The sequence below is a fragment of the Moritella sp. genome (assembly GCF_033791185.1).
Taxonomy (GTDB): domain Bacteria; phylum Pseudomonadota; class Gammaproteobacteria; order Enterobacterales; family Moritellaceae; genus Moritella.
This window is the reverse complement of record NZ_JASJHF010000157.1, coordinates 1-19,879: the sequence shown is the minus strand read 5'-3', so window position 1 is coordinate 19,879 and position 19,879 is coordinate 1. Positions and strand designations below refer to the sequence as shown.

Below are 19,879 nucleotides of genomic sequence, written 5' to 3'. Positions count from 1 at the left end.
CCGTGTGGTTCGGCGTTTTGATCATATACTTATTAGCTTTTATGCCAGTGAAACCACGTGATAAATTTGCTCGATTTATTGCGACTAAATTATTTAATCTAAAAACGATGGCAAAGCGTAAGAAGGTAGCAAAGATTAATTTATCTATGTGCTTTCCTGAGATGGATGATGCTGAGCAAGATCGCATCATCATGGTTAACTTGGTTACTTTTTGTCAAACCATCTTAAGCTATGCAGAGCCGAGTGCACGTAGTCGTGCTTATAACCGCAAACGTATGATCGTTCATGGCGGAGAGAATCTGTTTCCATTACTAGAGCAGGGTAAGGCATGTATCTTACTTGTACCGCATAGTTTTGCGGTCGATTTTTCTGGTTTGCACATTGCTTCTTATGGCGCGCCATTTTGCACTATGTTCAATAACTCTGATAACGAGCTATTTGATTGGCTAATGACACGCCAGCGCGCTATGTTTGGTGGTACGGTTTATCATCGCAAGGCTGGATTGGGTGCGTTGGTTAAATCACTTAAAAGTGGTGAAAGCTGTTATTATTTACCTGATGAAGATCATGGACCAAAACGCAGTGTATTCGCGCCTTTATTTGCCACTCAAAAAGCAACTTTACCGGTTATGGGTAAGTTAGCGCAAAAGACAAATGCTATCGTGGTACCTATATATGCCGCATATAACGAAAAGTTAGGTAAGTTTGAAACCTTTATTCGACCGCCAATGCAAAATTTTCCGTCAGAAAGCCCTGAGCAAGATGCTGTTATGATGAATAAAGAAATCGAAGCGCTGATTGAATGTGGTGTCGATCAATATATGTGGACGTTAAGGTTATTACGAACACGTCCAGATGGTGAAAAAATCTATTAATCTTTGTCTAAAGCATCATGTCGTCATTATAGATATGGTGCTTTGCACTTTTAATCCCTCTTAAAAGCCAATCTCAAACTATTTTCCGCGCGAATACTCAATTAAGATTTCGCCTTTACTTGTTCTGTTTTTAGTCTAATCGGACGAATAAATTTGATCTAGGTATATATTCTGACTTTCTTTATGTACCTCTTACTATGCTTTTTAATTTTTACTTGTTACAATTAGTTTCATATGAAAGCGATATCGTTTCAATAAAAGAATATCTATTTATAGTTGCATTCAAAGCTAATAGCGCAAATTTTTCATCTAAACTATAAAAAGAACACGAAGTTTATAAGAATATAAAATATCCCATCGGAGCTATAAGAATGAAAAAGACTAAAATTGTTTGTACAATTGGTCCAAAAACTGAATCAGTAGAGAAACTTACAGAGCTTGTTAATGCAGGCATGAATGTAATGCGTTTAAACTTCTCTCACGGTAACTTTGCTGAACACTCAGTTCGTATTCAAAATATCCGTGAAGTAAGTGAAAACTTAAACAAAAAAATCGCGGTTTTATTGGATACTAAAGGTCCTGAAATCCGCACCATTAAGTTAGATAATGGTGAAGATGTAATATTAACAGTCGGCCAATCATTTACTTTCACAACAGATATTAACGTTGTAGGTAATAAAGATTGTGTTGCTGTAACATATGCTGGCTTTGCTAAAGATCTGAATCCTGGCGCAATCATTCTTGTGGATGATGGCCTGATTGAAATGAAAGTTGTTGAAACGACTGACACTGAAGTGAAATGTACGGTATTAAATACTGGCGCACTTGGTGAAAATAAAGGTGTTAACTTACCTAACATCAGCGTAGGTCTACCTGCCTTATCTGAAAAAGATAAAGCGGATCTTGCGTTTGGTTGTGAGCAAGAAGTTGATTTTGTTGCAGCGTCATTTATTCGTAAAGCTGACGATGTAAGAGAAATTCGCGAAGTGTTGTTTAATCACGGCGGCGAAAATATCCAGATTATTTCAAAAATTGAAAACCAAGAAGGTGTTGATAATTTCGACGAAATTCTTGCAGAATCTGACGGTATCATGGTTGCTCGTGGTGATTTAGGTGTTGAGATCCCTGTTGAAGAAGTGATCATGGCACAGAAAATGATGATCAAAAAATGTAATAAAGCAGGTAAAGTTGTAATTACAGCAACGCAAATGCTTGATTCAATGATCAGCAACCCACGTCCAACACGTGCAGAAGCGGGCGACGTTGCCAATGCTGTTCTTGATGGTACCGATGCGGTAATGCTTTCTGGCGAAACTGCAAAAGGTAAATATCCAGTTGAAGCTGTTTCTATCATGGCTAACATCTGTGAGCGTACTGATAACTCAATGTCTTCGGATCTAGGTGCGAATATTGTTGCTAAAAGTATGCGTATTACAGAAGCTGTATGTAAAGGTGCGGTAGAAACGACTGAGAAATTATGTGCTCCGTTAATCGTTGTTGCTACACGTGGTGGTAAATCAGCGAAATCGGTACGTAAATATTTCCCGAAAGCGAATATCTTAGCGATCACAACGAATGAAAAAGCAGCACAGCAACTATGCCTAACTAAAGGTGTAAGCAGCTGTATCGTTGAACAGATTGATAGCACTGATGAGTTCTACCGTAAAGGTAAAGAACTTGCGCTAGCAACTGGCCTTGCTAAAGAAGGTGATATTGTTGTTATGGTATCTGGTGCGCTAGTACCATCTGGCACAACGAATACGGCATCTGTTCACCAACTTTAAGTTGCCATATTGATATTATAAAAAAGAGAGCGTATGCTCTCTTTTTTTATATCTACATTTTGTAAAAACTTTATAAAGACGTAATATAGAACCATATAAAGTCAGTAATAAGTTTATGAAAGGGTTAAAAAATCGATGGATAGTGCTAAACATAAAATTGGCTTAGTCCTTTCTGGCGGCGGCGCGAAAGGGATTGCTCATCTTGGTGTATTAAAATACTTATTAGAGCAAGACGTAAGACCTAATGTCATTGCGGGAACAAGTGCAGGTTCTATGGTTGGCGCGCTTTATTGCTCAGGGCTCGAAATTGATGAGATTTTACAATTCTTTATTGAGGTTAAGCCCTTTTCTTGGAAGTTCACCCGCGCCCGAGCTGGTTTTATCGACCCAGCAAAGTTATATCCTGAAGTGCTAAAGTATATCCCTGAAGATAGCTTTGAATACCTCAATCCTGAATTGCGCATTGTTGCTACTAATATGCTAGTCGGTAAAGAACACATTTTTAAAGATGGCTCCGTCATTAATGCTTTGTTGGCATCGGCAAGTTATCCCCTGGTTTTTTCGCCTATGATCATTGATGATCAAGTGTATTCAGATGGCGGTATTGTCAATCACTTTCCTGTGAGTGTTATTGAAGATGATTGTGACAAAATAATTGGCGTGTATGTATCACCCATTCGTCAGGTCGAAGCTGATGAACTCTCGAGTATAAAAGATGTCGTGTTACGTGCATTTACCTTGCAGGGCAGTGGTGCGGAGTTAGAAAAGCTGTCGCAGTGTGATGTACAGATTTACCCTGAGGCTTTATTGAATTACAACACATTTGCAACCGATGAAAAATCATTACGTGAGATTTATCAGATTGGTTATGATGCAGCAAAAGAGCAACATAGTAGTATTATTGAGTTAAAACAAAGTATCAGTAATAGCGATGTCAACAAGAACGTATTTAGCAAATGGTTTGGTAATAAATTCGCTAGCAACGGCGGATAATGACGGGAATTGCACGGATTTATACGCCAGGATAGTGAGTTAAAATAGCATCGCTGTCGTTGTGTGATGGCTAATTTTTGCTAACTCTTGTGTTATACTCTTTGCTATTAACTATAAATAACTTATCACGGTAAACATGACTCAAATAAATAACCCGCTTCACGGCATGACTCTCGAAAAAGTAATTACCAGCCTTGTTGAACAATATGGTTGGGATGGTCTTGGATACTACGTTAACGTTCGGTGCTTTACACATGATCCGAGTGTTAAATCTAGCCTTAAATTTTTACGTAAAACGCCTTGGGCACGTGAAAAAGTTGAAGCGTTATATATAAAAATGGTTACTGAAGACTAAATCTGCTTGTAGTAACGGGTCCTTATTTATAATCATGATGAACAAGGACCAAATAATTAAAAGCCACGTTTAAGCTTACTTCTCCTTTCAATCTCCCACCACTGTAACCTGACAGAAGATCTGTATTTACAAATCGCATTACGTGACACCTTGTTTACTATTGGGCTGTTATTTTTCAAATTAATCTATATGCTATATATTTTTAAATGCGTGATCAAATAGGTTAATTTCAGTAATGACGAAGATATACCATCATCCAGTACAAATTTATTATGAAGATACCGACCATTCTGGGGTTGTTTACCATCCTAATTTTTTAAAGTATTTTGAACGTGCTCGTGAACATGTTATCAATAGTGATCTATTAGCGACATTGTGGAACGAACGAGGTTTAGGTTTTGCGGTTTATAAAGCCAATTTAACGTTTCAGGATGGGGTCGAGTTTGCCGAAATTTGTGATATCCGCACTTCTTTTATCCTCGATGGTAAATATAAAACTGTCTGGCGCCAAGAAGTGTGGCGTCCAAATGCCAATAAAGCGGCTGTTATCGGTGATATTGAAATGGTGTGCTTAGATAAACAAAAACGTTTACAGCCAATACCTGATGACGTGTTAGCCGCAATGGTAAATAGCTAATATCAGAGCCTTGCCAGTCTAAGTTTAAAGCAAGAAGAATGAAATAATGAGGCATCAGATGCTTCATTATTATACCTCTCTGTCATCCCTTACATTGCTGATTGCGTATCCTTATTGCTTATCACAGGATTAAATATCGTCTTATAAGTCCCTTAAATAGCCTGAGTATTTAGTCTATAAATCAGCAATTACGTTTTAATCTTCTCCTTTTATATGTAATTTAATGTAAGTTCCTAGTTATTTATCACTAAATTAAACGTACAAACGTACGCTAAAAGTGAGATGTTAGACGAATTTAAGATTAATAATCTGTAAGGAATAATTTTTTGGTAATGGTGGAATTAAACTTAAATGTGACGATCTATTACGAATATGCAGTGAAAATATGATTAAAACTCACTAAATAGTGAATAAAATTTAAAGTTTCAGCCGTTATTTTAATTATTTTCTGGTCTGATGAGCCTGCTGAAACGGCGTACCCTGTGCGTTTGTAGTGAATTTTAAAGCTGTGTATATTATTGCAAATGTAAATTATAGGTATTTGGACCTTGAACGGTTAAGTTCAATTTCTAATCTACTGGGATAAAATTTAAAACAGCTAAATCTACCGAATCTATTTTGTGTGACATGAAATGGCGGTAGATTTTTTTCGCCATTTAAGAGTACACTTGTACGCTCAAGTTATTACTTAGTGTTCAAATGGACGTTTTGATGAGCATTGTTTTTAGTGCACAAAATAGATCCTTACAGGAGCAATAACACAATGGCTAAAAAGAACACCACATCGGTTAAGCACGGCAAGGATGTGTTAAGTAGCGATGAGCAGCAATTAAATTCACGTTTACAAGAATGCCCAATTGCAATCATCGGTATGGCATCGGTTTTTGCCGACGCTAAAAATCTGGACCAATTCTGGGATAATATCGTTGACTCTGTTGATGCCATTATTGATGTACCTAGCGATCGCTGGAACATTGATGACCATTATTCGGCAGATAAAAAAGCGGCAGACAAAACATACTGCAAACGCGGTGGTTTTATTCCCGAACTAGATTTTGACCCGATGGAGTTTGGCTTACCGCCAAATATTTTAGAGCTCACAGATATCGCGCAACTGTTGTCATTAATTGTTGCCCGCGATGTATTAAGTGATGCTGGCATTGGCAGTGATTATGACCATGATAAAATTGGTATCACGCTAGGTGTTGGTGGTGGTCAGAAACAAATTTCGCCATTAACGTCGCGCCTACAAGGCCCAGTATTAGAGAAAGTATTAAAAGCCGCAGGTATTGATGAAGATGATCGCGCTATGATCATCGAGAAATTTAAAAAAGCTTACATCGGCTGGGAAGAGAACTCATTCCCTGGCATGTTAGGCAACGTTATTGCTGGTCGTATCGCTAATCGCTTTGACTTTGGTGGTACTAACTGTGTGGTTGATGCGGCATGCGCCGGCTCCCTCGCAGCGATTAAAATGGCGATATCAGACTTATTAGAATACCGTTCAGAAGTGATGATTTCGGGTGGTGTATGTTGTGATAACTCACCATTCATGTATATGTCATTCTCAAAAACCCCCGCGTTTACCACCAATGATGATATTCGCCCATTTGATGATGATTCAAAGGGTATGCTAGTTGGTGAAGGTATCGGCATGCTGGCGTTTAAACGTTTAGAAGACGCTGAACGTGACGGCGATAGGATCTATTCCGTACTTAAAGGTATCGGCACCTCTTCTGATGGTCGTTTCAAATCTATCTACGCACCGCGCCCTGATGGCCAAGCGAAAGCGCTTAAACGTGCATATGAAGATGCCGGTTTTGCACCAGAAACATGTGGTCTTATTGAAGGTCATGGCACTGGTACTAAAGCGGGTGATGCGGCAGAGTTTGCCGGTTTGACCAAACACTTTAGTGCTGCCAGTGATCTGAAACAGCATATTGCGTTAGGCTCGGTTAAATCGCAAATTGGTCATACTAAATCAGCGGCTGGTTCTGCAGGCATGATCAAAGCAGCATTAGCACTGCATCATAAAATTTTACCTGCGACTATTCATATTGATAAACCAAGTGAAGCCTTGGACATCAAAAACAGCCCTATGTATTTAAACAGTGAAACTCGCCCTTGGATGCCACGTGAAGATGGTATTCCACGTCGTGCAGGTATTAGTTCATTCGGTTTTGGTGGCACTAACTTCCATATCATTTTAGAAGAGTATCGCGCCAACCATGATAGCGCTTACCGCTTAAACGCCGTTGCTCAGACTGTACTGATCTCAGCGGCAGATCAGCAAGGTATTATCGCGGAATTAAATAACTGGCGTAGTAAACTGGCGGTAGATGCAGATCATCAAGCATTTGTGTTTAACGATTTAGTGACTACTTGGCCGTTGAATACGCCAGCAGTAAGCCAAGCGCGTTTAGGTTTTGTGGCACGTAATGCCAATCAAGCCATTGCGATGATCGATGCGGCGTTGAAACAATTTAGCGCGCATGCAGATAAAGCCAGCTGGTCAGTTCCGACGGGTATTTATTATCGTCAAGCGGGTATTGATGCTAACGGGAAAGTCGTGGCGTTATTCTCCGGTCAAGGTTCACAATATGTGAACATGGGCCGTGAATTAACCTGTAACTTCCCAAGCATGATGCACAGTGCAGCGGCAATGGATAAAGAATTCAGCGCTGCTGGTCTAGGTCAGTTATCTGCGACCACTTATCCAATCCCTGTGTATACCGATGCCGAACGTAAGCTACAAGAAGATCAATTACGTTTAACACAACATGCACAGCCAGCGATTGGTTGCTTGAGTGTTGGCCTGTTTAAAACTTTCCAACAAGCGGGCTTTAAAGCTGATTTTACTGCTGGTCACAGCTTCGGTGAATTAACGGCATTATGGGCTGCTGATGTATTAAGCGACAGTGATTACATGATGCTAGCACGTAGTCGTGGTCAAGCAATGGCTGCACCAGAGCAGGATGATTTTGATGCCGGTAAGATGGCTGCAGTTGTCGGTGACCCACAGCAAGTTGCGGTAATAATTGACGCGATTAATGATGTGTCGATTGCCAATTACAACTCGAATAACCAAGTTGTTATTGCGGGTACTACTGCGCAGGTTGCTGTAGCGGTTGCAACCTTAGGTGATGCTGGTTTTAAAGTTGTACCGTTACCTGTATCTGCGGCGTTCCATACGCCATTAGTTGGTCATGCCCAAAAACCATTTGCTAAAGCGGTTGATAGCGCTAAGTTTAAAGCGCCGAGCATACCGGTATTTGCTAATGGCACTGGCTTAGTTCACTCAAATAAACCCAATGAGATCAAGAAAGACCTGAAAAAGCACATGCTGGAATCGGTGCATTTCAATCAAGAGATTGACAATATCTATGCAGCGGGTGGTCGAGTATTTATCGAATTTGGTCCGAAGAATGTATTAACTAAATTGGTCGAAAATATTCTGACTGACAAATCGGATGCGCTAGCAATCGCTGTGAATGCTAATCCTAAACAGCCTGCTGATGTGCAAATGCGTCAAGCAGCCCTGCAGATGGCTGTGCTTGGTGTGACGTTAGCAAACCTTGACCCGTATGATGCGGTTAAGCGTCCATTAACGGCACCGAAAGCATCACCTATGTTGATGAAGCTTTCAGCTGCGTCGTATGTGAGCCCGAAAACTAAAAAAGCATTTGCGGATGCGTTAACAGATGGCTGGACAGTAAAACAAGCTAAAGCGACTCCTGTTGCGGTACCACAGCCACAAGTGATCGAAAAGATTGTTGAAGTTGAGAAGATCGTCGAAGTCGAAAAAATCATTGAAGTTGAAAAAATTGTCTACGTTAACGCGGATGGCTCACTCGCAGCGGCTAATAATAGCAATGACGTCAATCATTCGGATGCCGATCTTGTTGCCTCTATTGAGCGCAGTGTTGGTCAGTTTGTTGAACATCAACAGCAATTGTTAAACGTGCATGAGCAGTTTATGCAAGGCCCACAAGACTACGCAAAAACAGTTCAAACGGTGCTTGCTGCGCAAACCAGCAATGAATTACCGGAAAGTTTAGATCGTACTTTGTCTATGTATAACGAGTTCCAATCTGAAACTCTACGCGTCCATGAAACGTATCTGAACAATCAGACCAGTAATATGAATACCATGCTCACTGGTTCTGAATGTCACGATATTGCAGCTCCAGTAACTCCGGTATTGAATACGCCACAACATCCGCGACAAACTGCATCGCCAGTAACACCTGCTACGGTTAATCATAATGTGGCAAGTCGTGTTGTTACTAATAGCGTCAGTAATGCCGCAGTTGCAGTACAAACGGTGGTATTAGCGCCTGCAGCTGTTACTCCTCCGGCTATATCTGCTGCTCCAGCATTGGTTGCTGTAATGGCAAAACCAGTCGTTGCCCCCGCTGCAGTCGTTGAAACAGCCGCTGCACCTGAGGTCGTTGCTCAAGCTGGCATCGATGTGGCCACTATCAACAAAGTTATGTTAGACGTTGTTGCTGATAAAACCGGTTATCCAACGGATATGCTAGAACTGAGCATGGACATGGAAGCTGACTTAGGTATTGATTCAATCAAACGTGTTGAGATATTAGGCGCAGTACAGGAACTGATCCCAGACCTGCCTGAACTTAACCCTGAAGATCTTGCTGAGCTACGCACGCTTGGTGAAATTGTCGATTATATGAATGTTAAAGCGCAAGCAGCTGCACCAGTAACAGCATCGACTGCGACTAATGCTGCGGTTGTAGCAACGCCTGCATCTGCTGGTATTGATTTAGCCCACATCCAAAACGTAATGTTAGAAGTGGTTGCAGACAAAACTGGTTATCCAACTGACATGCTAGAACTGAGCATGGATATGGAAGCCGACTTAGGTATTGATTCAATCAAGCGTGTAGAAATTTTAGGTGCAGTACAGGAGATCATTACTGATTTACCTGAACTAAACCCAGAAGACCTTGCTGAATTACGCACCTTAGGTGAAATCGTTAGTTACATGCAAAGTAAAGCGCCTGTAGCGACTGTTATAACAGATGTTGTAGTAGCTGATGTTGTAGTAACAAGCTCAGCACCGTCTATCGATTTAAACCATATCCAAACAGTGATGATGGAAGTGGTTGCAGACAAAACCGGTTATCCAGTAGACATGTTAGAACTTGCTATGGACATGGAAGCTGACCTAGGTATCGATTCAATCAAACGTGTTGAAATCTTAGGTGCCGTGCAGGAGATCATTACCGATTTACCTGAGTTAAACCCAGAAGATCTTGCTGAACTACGTACGTTAGGTGAAATCGTTAGTTACATGCAGAGCAAAGCGCCCGTAGCTGAAAATGCGCCTGCAGCACCTGTTGCTGTAGAAAGTGCACCTACTGCTGTAGCAAGTTCAGCACCGTCTATCGATTTAGACCATATCCAAAACGTAATGATGGATGTTGTTGCTGATAAGACTGGTTATCCTGCCAATATGCTTGAATTAGCAATGGACATGGAAGCCGACCTTGGTATCGATTCAATCAAGCGTGTGGAAATTTTAGGTGCGGTACAGGAGATCATTACTGATTTACCTGAGCTAAACCCAGAAGATTTAGCGGAGCTGCGTACGTTAGAAGAAATTGTAACTTATATGCAGAGTAAATCGATGCAAAGCAAGGCGAGTGGCGTTACTACAAATGTAGTGGCTAGCCCTGAAAACAACGCTGTGTCAGATGCATTTATGCAAAGCAATGTTGCAACCATTACGGCTGCTGCAGAACACAAAGCGGAATTTCAGCCAGCGCCGAGCGCAACCGTTGCAATTTCACGTCTAAGTTCAATCAGCAAAATCAGTCAAGATTGCCAAGGGGCGAATGCCTTAATCGTGGCAGATGGCAGTGATAACGCGGTGTTATTAGCAGATGAGTTAATTCAAACTGGCTGGAATGTAACTGCATTGCAACCAACTTGGGTTGCTGTAACAACGACGCAGGCATTTAATAAGTCAGTGAAGCTGGTGACTCTAAATGGCGTTGATGAAACTGAAATCAACAACATCATTACTGCTAACGCACAACTGGATGCAGTTATCTATCTGCATGCAAGTAGCGAAATCAACCATATCGAATACCCACAAGCATCTAAGCAAGGCCTGATGTTAGCCTTCTTATTAGCGAAATTGAGTAAAGTAACTCAAGCAGCTAAAGTGCGTGGTTCTTTCATGGTGGTTACTCAGCAGGGCGGTTCACTTGGTTTTAATCATGATGAACAAGTAGACCTAGTACAGACTGATCTAGTACAAAGCGGTTTAAACGGTTTAGTTAAAACACTGTCACACGAATGGGATAACGTATTCTGTCGTGCGCTAGATATGCCAACATCATTAGCTGCAGCGCAAGTGGCGCGTCTTGTTAGTGATGAACTGCTTGATGCGGATAGCCTATTAACTGAAGTAGGTTATCAACAAGCTGAGCAAAATGGCCTTGAGCGTATTACCTTAACCGGTGTTGCGACTGACAGTTATGCACTTACTGTTGGTAATAACATTGATGCTAATTCGGTATTCTTAGTCAGTGGCGGCGCAAAAGGCGTAACAGCGCATTGCGTAGTTCGTATCGCTAAAGAGTATCAAGCTAAGTTCATCTTATTAGGACGCTCAACATACTCAAATGATGAGCCGAGCTGGGCAAAGGGTATTAACGATGAAGCGGCATTAAAGAAAGCGGCAATGCAGGCTTTAATTGCCGCAGGTGATAAACCGACACCCGTTAAGATCGTACAATTAATCAAACCTATCCAAGCTAATCGTGAAATTGCGCAAACTTTGTCTGCAATTACCGCTGCTGGTGGCCAAGCTGAATATGTTTCTGCAGATGTAACTAATGCAGCAAGCGTACAAACGGCAGTCGCTCCAGCTATCGCTAAGTTCGGTGCTATCACTGGCATCATTCATGGCGCTGGCGTTTTAGCTGACCAATTCATTGAGCAAAAAACACTGAGCGATTTTGAGTCTGTATACAGCACTAAAATCGATGGTCTGTTATCGCTATTATCAGTAACTGAAGCAAGCAACATTAAGCAATTGGTATTGTTCTCGTCAGCGGCTGGTTTCTACGGTAACCCTGGCCAATCTGATTACTCGATTGCCAATGAAATCTTAAACAAGACGGCATACCGCTTTAAATCATTGCACCCACAAGCTCAAGTATTGAGTTTTAACTGGGGTCCTTGGGACGGTGGCATGGTAACGCCTGAGCTAAAACGTATGTTTGATCAACGTGGTGTTTACATTATTCCACTTGATGCCGGCGCGCAGTTGTTACTCAATGAACTAGCCGCTAATGATAACCGTTGTCCACAAATCCTCGTGGGTAATGACTTATCTAAAGATACCGCTAGTGATCAAAAGTCTGATGAAAAGAGTACTGCTGTAAAAAAGCCACAAGTTAGTCGTTTATCAGATGCTTTAGTCATTAAAAGCATCAAAGCGACTAACAGTGATTCTTTGAACGATCATTTCCAAGTGAATAGCGATCTTCAGGTGAACGACAATCGCTTTTTAACTGACCACATGATCAAAGGCAATCAGGTATTACCTACGGTATGCGCGATTGCTTGGATGAGTGATGCAGCACAAGCAACTTATAGTAACCGAAACTGTGCATTGAAATATGTCGGTTTCGAAGACTATAAATTGTTTAAAGGCGTGGTTTTTGATGGTAATGAGGCGGCGGATTATCGAATTCAATTGTCGCCTGTGACCGCTGTTTCACAGCAGGAAACAGCTGTCCGTATTGCCGCTAAAATCTTTAGCCTGAAAAGTGATGGTAAACCGGTATTTCATTATGCCGCAACAATATTGTTAGCGTCTCAGCCTCTTGATTCGGTGACGGTTCAATTACCGGCATTAGCTGCAGATATTAACAATTTGGTTAGCGATGAAGCGCAAGCGTTATATCGCAATGGCACCTTGTTCCACGGTGAAAGTCTGCAGGGTATTAAGCAGATATTAAGTTGTGATGACAAGGGCCTGCTATTGGCTTGTCAGATAACCGATGTTGCAGCAGCTAAGCAGGGGGCATTCCCGTTAGCTGCCAACAACATCTTTGCGAATGATTTGGTTTATCAGGCGATGTTGGTCTGGGTGCGCAAGCAATTTGGTTTAGGTAGCTTACCTTCGGTGACAGCTGCTTGGACTGTGTATCGTGAAGTGGCTGTAGATGAAGTGTTTTATCTGCAACTCAATGTCGTTGAACACGATCTATTGGGGTCACGCGGCAGTAAAGCCTGTTGTGATATTCAATTGATTGCTGCAGATATGCAGTTACTTGCAGAAGTTAAATCAGCGCAAGTCAGTGTCAGTGACATTTTGAACGATATGTCTTGAGCCTTTGAATAACTAACATCTAGAAAGTATAAATAACGAAGGGTAGACGTCATGGTCATCATGGCGTCTATTTTTATTAATCAGTTTAACAATATTAATAGCTAAAAACGCTTGGCTTAAACCAAGTTAGCTAGCGTTTTTAGCTATTACTATTCGCAATAGGATATTGAAGAGAATATGACGGAATTAGCTGTTATTGGTATAGATGCTAAATTTAGCGGACAAGACAATATAGACCGTGCTGAACGTGCTTTTTATCAAGGTGCTCATGTCGGTGATCGTATCGGTACTGAGGTCATTGACGATGCAGGGGATCAAGAGATTACAGCTGCAACTGTGCTTAGGTCGGTGGCGCTATTAGCGCAAACGAATCAGCTGCATAGTGCTGATATAACAGTACTGCTAATTGCAGAAACGAATAGCAATACTGACAAGTTGACACTGCAACAACTCGCTAAACAATTAACTAAGCAGTGTGCAAGATTTGAGATCATGACTGATCTGGGTCAAGCGCTAAAGCTCGCCACTGCTTTAGCCACGAATCAAGACGGTGCAGTTGCTGTTATTGGTATTAATAATACGGTTAATGCAGCCAGCAATAATATTGATGCTGCAGAAGCCGTCGCGACAATCAGCTTTGATGAAGCATTTAATGGTTATGTCGGCGTGACTGGTATCGCCAGTTTACTTATCTCCTCAGCCGATTTTGCTCGTGTTAATCAATGTTATGTTTATGCCAGTATTAAAGGTTTTGCTCAGTCGAGTGTAAACGCTCAGCTTGCTAGTGGCAACACAGAGCTCAGTGCCGATAATATTAGTGCGACTGCAACTATAGCATTACAACAAGCTGGCATTAGCGCTGAACAAGTCGGTTTATTAGAAGTGACTGCAGACTCTAAATCAGAGAGCGCATTATCAGAAAGTCAGGGTTTACTGTCAGCTTATCGCCACACGAAAACCTTACATACCGCGTTAAGTTGTGCCCGCAGTGTTACGGGTGAAGGCGGGTGTTTCTCGCAGGTAGCAGGTTTACTTAAATGTGTGATCAGCTTACACCAGCGCTATATTCCGGCTATTAAGGATTGGCAGCAACCTATCGCCACACAAATGTCACAATGGCAGCGTTCGCCATTCTATATGCCAGTTGATGCTCGACCTTGGTTTCCGCACGCAGGTGGCCGTGCTCATGTTGCTGCTTACAGTTGTGTCTCATCAGAGCAGGGTTATTGTCATGTGATCTTGCAGGAAAATAAGATCAAGACCGCCGACCAAGTGCACCCAGTGAGTGATGTGCGCAGTAATGGTTATTTTGCATCAAGCGAGTTAGCACTAGTTATAGTGCAAGGTAATAGCGAAGCAGAATTACGCAGTGAATTAGAAACTATTGCTGGGCAACTTATTACCGGCATAAGTACTACTACAGATATAAAGCAAATAGCAGCAGATTGTTATGCCCGTATTGATACTGACAAAGCCTATAGCGCGGTACTTATTGCCGAGACAGCTGAAGAGTTAAGCAAAGAGATAACTTTGGCATTCGCTGGTATCGCAAGCGTGTTTAATGAAGATGCCAAGGAATGGAAAACCCCGAAGGGCAGTTATTTTACCGCACTTCCTGCAAATAAAGACGCTGCTAACAAAGACGCAGCTAACAACACTCAGCATGGCGTTACCTTTATGTACCCAGGTATTGGCGCGACATATGTTGGTTTAGGGCGTGATCTATTTCATCTATTCCCCCAGATTTATCAGCCTGTTGCAGCGTTAGCTGATGACATCGAAGCCACTCTCAAGGATACCTTACTTAATCCGCGCAGTATTAGCCGTCATAGTTTCAAACAACTAAAACAGTTGGATCTGGATCTACGCGGCAACCTAGCCAATATAGCCGAAGCCGGTGTGGGTTTTGCTTGCGTGTTTACCAAGGTATTTGAAGAAGTCTTTGCCGTTAAAGCTGACTTTGCAACAGGTTATAGCATGGGTGAAGTGAGTATGTATGCGGCCTTAGGCTGTTGGCAACAACCGGGGCTAATGAGTGCACGTCTTGCGCAATCTAATACCTTTAATCATCAACTTTGCGGCGAGTTAAGAACCCTGCGCCAGCATTGGGGTATGGATGATGTTGCTAACGGCACGTTCGAGCAGATCTGGGAAACCTATACCATTAAGGCGACGATTGAACAGGTCGAGATCGCTGCTGCAGATGAAGACCGTGTGTATTGCACCATTATCAATACCCCCGATAGTTTGTTGTTAGCGGGTTATCCAGCAGCGTGCCAGCGAGTAATTAAAAATTTAGGTGTGCGGGCAATGGCATTAAATATGGCCAACGCTATTCACAGCGCGCCAGCTTATGCCGAATATGATCATATGGTTGAGTTATACCATATGGACGTTACCCCACGCATTAATACCAAAATGTATTCAAGCTCATGTTATTTACCTATCCCACAACGCAGCAAAGCCATTTCCCACAGCATTGCTAAATGTTTGTGTGATGTGGTGGATTTTCCGCGTTTAGTGAATACCTTGCACGATAAAGGTGCGCGGGTATTTATTGAAATGGGCCCCGGTCGTTCGTTATGCAGCTGGGTAGATAAGATCCTCGCTAATGGAGATAACGGTAATCAAAAGCAAAGCCAACATGTTTCTGTACCTGTGAATGCTAAAGGCACCAGTGATGAACTGACTTATATTCGCGCGATCGCTAAATTAATTAGTCATGGCGTAAATTTGAATTTAGATAGCATGTTTAACGGTTCTATTCTCGTCCAAGCAGGCCGCTTTGATGGTTAATACATGAGGCTTCGCTAGTGCGGGCAAATAATTAAGCAAGATCAATAAAACAAGAACAATAGTCCAGATGGAGTGTTCTCCGTCAGTTGAAATGTGGATTTAAAGAGAGTAATTATGGAAAATATTGCAGTAGTAGGTATTGCTAACTTGTTTCCGGGCTCACAAGCTCCGGATCAATTTTGGCAGCAATTGCTTGAACAACAAGATTGTCGCAGTAAAGCGACCGCTGTTCAGATGGGCGTTGACCCTGCTAAATATACCGCTAAAAAAGGTGATACTGATAAGTTTTACTGTGTTCACGGTGGCTATATCAGTGATTTCAAATTTGATGCTTCTGGTTATCAGCTGGATAGTCGTTATTTAACGGCTTTAGATGATCTAAATCAGTGGGGGCTTTATGTTACTAAACAAGCGCTTACTGATGCAGGGTACTGGGGTAGTGACGCGCTGGAAAATTGCGGGGTTATTTTAGGCAATTTGTCATTCCCAACCAAGTCTTCGAATCAACTGTTTATGCCGCTATATCATCAAGTTGTTGATAATGCTTTAAAGTCAGTACTACATCCTGATTTTCAATTAACGCATTATACCACCGCTAAAAACACCCATGCGGACAATGCCTTAGTAGCTGGCTATCCAGCCGCTCTGATCGCGCAAGCTGCGGGTCTCGGTGGTTCACACTTTGCACTGGATGCGGCTTGTGCGTCATCTTGTTATAGCGTTAAGTTAGCCTGTGATTATCTGCATACGGGTAAAGCTGACATGATGTTAGCGGGGGCGGTATCAGCAGCAGATCCTATGTTCGTTAATATGGGCTTCTCAATATTCCAAGCTTATCCAGCTAACAATGTTCACGCCCCGTTTGATCAAAATTCACAAGGCTTATTTGCCGGTGAAGGTGCGGGCATGATGGTATTAAAACGTCACAGTGATGCTGTACGTGATGGTGATAATATTTACGCCATTATTAAAGGCGGCGCATTATCAAATGATGGTAAAGGCGAGTTTGTATTAAGCCCTAATACCAAGGGCCAGGTATTAGTTTACGAACGTGCTTATGCCGATGCGGATGTTGATCCGAGCACGGTTGATTATATCGAGTGTCATGCAACGGGCACACCTAAAGGTGATAACGTTGAATTGCGTTCGATGGAAACCTTTTTCAGTCGGGTAAATAACAAACCTTTATTGGGCTCAGTTAAATCTAACCTTGGTCATTTGTTAACAGCCGCTGGTATGCCGGGCATGACCAAAGCCATGTTAGCGCTAGGTAAAGGCTTGATCCCTGCAACGATTAATTTAAAGCAACCGCTGCAATCTAAAAATGGCTACTTTACTGGCGAGCAGATGCCAACGACGACAGTGCCTTGGCCGACTACTCAGGGCTCAAAAACAGATCAACCTCGTACCGCTGGCGTGAGTGTATTTGGCTTTGGTGGCAGTAATGCCCATTTGGTATTACAACAACCAACACAAGTACTCGAGTCTAACGCTAGTGTCGCTAAACCGCGTGAGCCACTGGCGATTATTGGTATGGACAGCCATTTTGGTAGCGTTAGTAACTTAGCCCAGTTCAAGACGTTATTACATAATAACCAAAATACCTTCCGTGAATTACCTGAGCAACGCTGGAAGGGCATGGAAAATAATGCCAACGTGATGCAGTCGTTACAATTACGCAAAGCGCCTAAGGGTAGTTATGTTGAACAGCTTGATATTGATTTCTTGCGTTTCAAAGTACCGCCAAATGAAAAAGATTGTTTGATCCCACAACAATTAATGATGATGCAAGTGGCAGACAATGCCGCTAAAGATGCTGGTCTGGTTGAAGGCCGTAATGTCGCGGTATTAGTGGCGATGGGCATGGAGCTGGAATTACATCAGTATCGTGGCCGTGTTAATTTGACAACACAAATCGAAGACAGTCTATTACAGCAAGGCATTAATCTTACCGTTGAGCAACGTGAAGAACTGACTAATATTGCCAAAGATGGTGTCGCTTCAGCTGCCCAGCTAAATCAGTATACTAGCTTCATCGGTAATATTATGGCGTCGCGTATTTCGGCGTTATGGGATTTTTCTGGCCCTGCTATTACCGTATCGGCTGAAGAAAACTCAGTTTATCGTTGTGTTGAATTAGCTGAGAATCTATTTCAAACCAGTGATGTTGAAGCGGTTATTATTGCGGCTGTTGACTTGTCTGGTTCAATCGAAAACATTACCTTACGTCAACACTATGGACCTGTAAATGAAAGTGGTCCTGTTAGCGAAAGCGGAACTGTCAACAAAAGCGAATCGCTAAGCAACAATATTCTTGATCAGCAGCAATGGCTGGTGGGTGAAGGTGCCGCAGCTATTGTCGTTAAACCGTTATCGCAAGTTACATCTAAGCAAGTTTATGCGCGTATCGATGCCGTTAGCTTTGCCCCTGGTCGCGATAGTAAAGCAATTACGATTGCAGCGGATAAAGCGCTCACGTTAGCAGGTATTAGTGCGGCGGATGTAACGAATGTGGAAGCACACGCCAGTGGTTTTAGTGCGGAAAATAGCGCGGAGAAGACTGCGTTTTCACAACTGTATCCAAACCGTCATATCAGCTCGGTAAAATCAAACATTGGTCATACGTTCAATGCATCAGGTATCGCCAGTATTATTAAAAGTGCCTTGTTATTAGATCAACATGCCGAAAAACATATTGCGATTAACGGTCTTGGCCGTGATAACAGTTGTGCGCATCTGATCTTGTCTGGTTCAACGCAAGCGCATCAAGCTGCGCCAGCTCCTGTTGTTAAACTGCGCCCACAATTGATTAAAACCATCAAGCTCGGTGGTCAGTTAATTAGTGAGGCGATTGTAAATAGCGCTAGTTCATCTTTGCATTCAATCAAGGCGCAGTTTGCCGGTAAAACCTTAAATAAGGTGCAGCAACCTGTGGTTATGGACAATCTGATCCCACAAGGCATTGGTGCTCATTCAGTGAATGTATCGTCGAGCGCAGGCTCTTCACATTCTTCAGAAATCGCTGAAACTCAAGGTTCTAATCGCAAAGTAGCGCCAATTCAAGTGACAGCACCAGCTGCATCTTCAACCCTTTCTCAACATTCAGCGCAGCCTGTACAGGCCCAGAGCGTTGTTGGAGTGACCGTGAAAAGCAAAGCCAGTAATGAAATTCATCAACAAGCATCTACGCATCAAGCATTTTTACAAAGCCGCTTAGCTGCACAGAAAAATCTTTCACAGCTTATCGGATTACAATCTAAATTATCAGCTGGAGCCACAATTCAAACAGCAACTCAAACACCAACTCAAGCACATGTTGAGTCCACGGTTGCTGAAACGGTTACCCCATTGACGCTTGTCCCCAATGCACCTGTTGTCGCTGCGAACCTTACCTCTGCCGAAGCCCAGGTTCAAGCAGAGGCAACGCAGGCTGGTTTTCAGATCAAAGGACCTGTTGGTTACAACTATCCTCCATTGCAATTGATTGAACGTTATAACAAACCAAAAAATATCATTTATGATCAAGCTGACTTAGTTGAATTTGCCGAAGGTGATATTGGTAAAGTATTTGGTGCTGAATATAATATTATTGATGGTTATTCACGTCGTGTGCGTTTGCCTACCTCTGATTATTTGTTAGTAACGCGCGTTACTGAACTCGATGCCAAGGTTCATGAATACAAAAAATCATACATGTGTACGGAATATGATGTTCCTGTTGATGCACCGTTCCTGATCGATGGGCAGATCCCTTGGTCGGTGGCAGTTGAATCAGGTCAATGTGATTTGATGTTGATCTCTTATATCGGCATTGATTTCCAAGCCAAAGGTGAACGTGTTTACCGCTTACTTGATTGTGAATTAACCTTCCTTGAAGAGATGGCTTTCGGTGGTGATACCTTACGTTACGAAATCCACATTGATTCTTATGCCCGTAATGGTGAACAGCTATTATTCTTCTTCCACTATGATTGTTACGTGGGAGATAAGAAAGTACTGATCATGCGTAATGGTTGTGCTGGTTTCTTTACTGACGAAGAACTTTCTGACGGTAAAGGCGTGATC

6 protein-coding genes and 3 pseudogenes are annotated in these 19,879 nt (G+C 42.3%); all 9 read left to right on the top strand.

Going from position 1 to position 19,879, the window contains the following annotated elements:
* The coding region (lpxM, locus tag QNK26_RS09420) for a lauroyl-Kdo(2)-lipid IV(A) myristoyltransferase (RefSeq protein WP_319222454.1) at positions 1 to 875 on the top strand (875 nt) is incomplete at its 5' end.
* A gap of 371 nt (positions 876 to 1,246) precedes the next feature.
* Positions 1,247 to 2,659, top strand: a complete 1,413-nt coding sequence (gene pykF / locus QNK26_RS09415; protein WP_319222453.1) for a pyruvate kinase PykF — start codon at positions 1,247 to 1,249, stop codon at positions 2,657 to 2,659.
* A gap of 135 nt (positions 2,660 to 2,794) precedes the next feature.
* Complete coding sequence (locus QNK26_RS09410; protein WP_319222451.1) at positions 2,795 to 3,652, top strand: patatin-like phospholipase family protein; 858 nt, start codon at positions 2,795 to 2,797, stop codon at positions 3,650 to 3,652.
* A gap of 136 nt (positions 3,653 to 3,788) precedes the next feature.
* Positions 3,789 to 3,989, top strand: a pseudogene (locus tag QNK26_RS09405) (VF530 family DNA-binding protein); the annotation flags it as partial.
* 253 nt (positions 3,990 to 4,242) lie between these two features.
* Positions 4,243 to 4,644, top strand: a complete 402-nt coding sequence (locus QNK26_RS09400; RefSeq protein WP_319222450.1) for a thioesterase family protein — start codon at positions 4,243 to 4,245, stop codon at positions 4,642 to 4,644.
* A gap of 763 nt (positions 4,645 to 5,407) precedes the next feature.
* Positions 5,408 to 13,018 carry an SDR family NAD(P)-dependent oxidoreductase gene (locus QNK26_RS09395; RefSeq protein ID WP_319222448.1) on the top strand — a complete coding sequence of 2,537 codons (7,611 nt, stop codon included), beginning with the start codon at positions 5,408 to 5,410 and terminating at the stop codon, positions 13,016 to 13,018.
* Positions 13,019 to 13,195: 177 nt separating this feature from the next.
* On the top strand, positions 13,196 to 15,814 hold the full coding sequence (locus QNK26_RS09390) for a PfaB family protein (protein ID WP_319222446.1): 2,619 nt from the start codon (positions 13,196 to 13,198) through the stop codon (positions 15,812 to 15,814).
* A gap of 114 nt (positions 15,815 to 15,928) precedes the next feature.
* Positions 15,929 to 18,433 (top strand): annotated as a pseudogene (locus QNK26_RS18820) (beta-ketoacyl synthase N-terminal-like domain-containing protein); the annotation flags it as partial.
* Positions 18,434 to 18,913: 480 nt separating this feature from the next.
* Positions 18,914 to 19,879 (top strand): annotated as a pseudogene (locus tag QNK26_RS18815) (3-hydroxyacyl-[acyl-carrier-protein] dehydratase FabA); the annotation flags it as partial.